Source organism: Endozoicomonas sp. ALC013, from assembly GCF_049310205.1.
In the GTDB taxonomy this organism is placed as follows: Bacteria; Pseudomonadota; Gammaproteobacteria; order Pseudomonadales; family Endozoicomonadaceae; genus Endozoicomonas.
Window position 1 is genome coordinate 1 of the sequence record NZ_JBLYNS010000302.1, and the last position, 2,760, is coordinate 2,760.

The 2,760-nt window shown below is 51.8% G+C and carries 2 protein-coding genes; both read left to right on the forward strand.

Features of this window, described 5'->3' with window-relative positions:
• Positions 1-180: hypothetical protein (locus ACO6V1_RS23320; protein WP_422468907.1), on the forward strand; the 180-nt coding region annotated here is incomplete at its 5' end.
• Between the two features lie 105 nt (positions 181-285).
• Positions 286-2,760: DUF1601 domain-containing protein (locus ACO6V1_RS23325; RefSeq protein WP_422468909.1), on the forward strand; the 2,475-nt coding region annotated here is incomplete at its 3' end.

Sequence of the window (2,760 nt, forward strand, 5' to 3'; positions counted from 1 at the left end):
CACAACGATTTAATGAAACCATATATTGATCAAATAAAGATCAGGATAGGCATCCCGCCACAGGGGCATGACTCTGTTTCACTTAAAAGAGGGTGGACAGATGCTGCATACGTTACTGCCGAAGAACATTTACAAGAGCAAACCAACCCGGCAAAGAGGAAGAAAACAAACAGTCAGTAATCGCCTTCCTCCCATCATGTCTCAAGTAAACTTTTCCGCAAAATGAACTTCTGAGCAGAACAGCAGTCTGCTTTTTATATTTTCATGAATTAATGAAATATAATTATGGACAGAAGCTCTGCAGGTATCAGTGGTCAATACGCAAGGTCAGATAACGGTTACAATCAACCGAATGGCCATGCCCCTTCTTCAAGGCGTGGGCGATACCGACATGCCACAGTCAGACCATGGGATCATCCCCCCCACACTGCACCGGGTCGCCATGAATTTTACCATTCTTCTGGAGCAAACTCTTCTCAACATCTACAGGGCCGTTCAGTAAACCCTGCTCAGGATTTTAATGCCCTCATCAAACAGGAAATAATGGATGATTTGTTGAGAAAATCGGATCGTTGCGGTCACCGCTATGATGGGAGACATCACGGTCGATATGCCAGTTCAATTAAAAAATACACGTCAGCTGCTAAAGGACCGTTAAATCGCACAGAACAAAGCCAGCTGATGCGTTTGCTGCAAAATTTTACCGCAACACGGAGCTGGAATTGGCGAAGCCTGACGACAACACTGCACTCATTTACTTCAGCAGGCGTTTTTATCCGTCATAAACCCATGGATGAGCGTGTTCAGCTCACTCAAGCTGCCTTATTATCGACGCTACTGGATGCAATAATATTCAAGTGCAACCAAAAACCTGAAGCCAGTGATATTAGTGCTCAGGGTATCGCTAACCAGCTGTGGGCCATGGCGAAACTGGTGGACAACGGGCAGGAGCAGACAGAAGAGTTCAAAGAGGCTGTGGCCGCGTTGTTGCCCCACGTAAACGTACAGAAAGACCAATTTGTTCCTCAGGCTATCGCCAACCTGGTATGGGCCATGGCGAAAATGGTAGACAACGGACAGGAACACACACCAGAACTCAAAGCGACCGTAGCCGCACTGTTACCCCGCGTGAACGCACAGAAAGCCCAGTTTAATGCCCAGGGTATCGCCAACCTACTGTGGGCCATGGCGAAACTGGTGGACAACGGGCTGGAGCCGACAGCAGAGCTCAAAAAGGCCGTGACCGTGTTGTTGCCCCATGTGAACGCACAGAAAAAACAATTTATTCCTCAGGGAATCGCCAACCTGCTGTGGGCCATAGCGAAACTGGTGGACATCGGCCAGAAGCGGACACCAGGGCTCAACGAAGCCGTGGCCGCCCTGTTGCCCGAAGTGAACGCACAGAAAGAGCAATTTATTCCTCAGGCTATCGCCAACCTGCTGTGGGCCATGGCAAAACTGGTGGACAACAGGCAGGAGCAGACACCAGAGCTCAACGAGGCCGTGGCCACGCTGTTGCCCCGTATAAAGGCACAGAAAGACCAGTTTATGCCTCAGAATATCGCTAACCTGCTGTGGGCCATAGCGAAACTGGTGGATAGCGGGCAGGAGTCGACACCAGAGCTCAACGAGGCCGTGGCCGTGCTGTTGCCCCAAGTGAACGCACAGAAAGACCAGTTTATTCCTCAGCATATCGCCAACCTGCTGTGTGCCCTGGCGAAACTGGTGGACAACGGGCAGGAGCAGACACCAGGGCTCAAAGAGTCCGTGGCCACCCTATTGCCCCGTATAAAGGCACAGAAAGCGAAATTTACACCACAGGAAAACGTCAACTTACTGTGGGCCATGGCGAAACTGTTGGACAACGGGTACGAGCGGACACCAGAATTCAAAGAGGCCATGGCCACGCTGTTGCCTTGCGTGAACGCACAGAAAGGCCAATTTAATGCCCAGGGTATCCCCAACCTGCTGTGGGCCATGGCGAAACTGGTGATCAACGGCGAGGAGAGTTCACTTGGGCTCAACAAAACATTGGCCGTGCTGTTGCCCCATGTGAGCGCACAGAAATACCACTTAAATGCCCAGGGTATCGCTATTCTGCTGTGGGCCATGGCAAAACTGATTGACAACGGTCAGGAGTGGACTCCAGAGTTCAACGAGGCTGTGGCCGCGCTATTGCCCCTCGTAAACATAAAGAAAGACCAATTTATTCCTCAGCATATCGCCAACCTGCTGTGGGCCATGGCAAAACTGATTGACAACGGTCAGGAGTGGACACCAGAGCTCAACGAGGCTGTGGCCGCGCTATTGCCCCACGTGCACTTACAGAAAGCTAACTTTAAACCACAGGAAATCGCCAACCTGCTATGGGCCACGGCGAAACTGGTGGACAGCGGGCAGGAGAAGATACCAGGGCTCATGGAGGCCGCGGCCGCGCTGTTGCCCCACGTGAACGCACAGAAAGCTGACTTTACACCACAGACAATCACCAACCTGCTGTGGGTCATGGCAAAACTGGCGAACAATGGGCAGGATCTGACACCAGAGCTCAAAGAAGTCGTGTCCGCGCTGTGGCGCCACGTGAACGCACAGGAAGCTCACTTTAAACCACAGGAAATCACCAACCTGCTGTGGGCCATGGCGAAACTGGTGGATAACGGGCAGGAGCTGACCGCAGGGCTCAAAGAGGCTGTGGCCGTGTTGTTGCCCCACGTAAACATACAGAAAGATCAATTTGTTCCTCAGGCTATCGCCAACCTG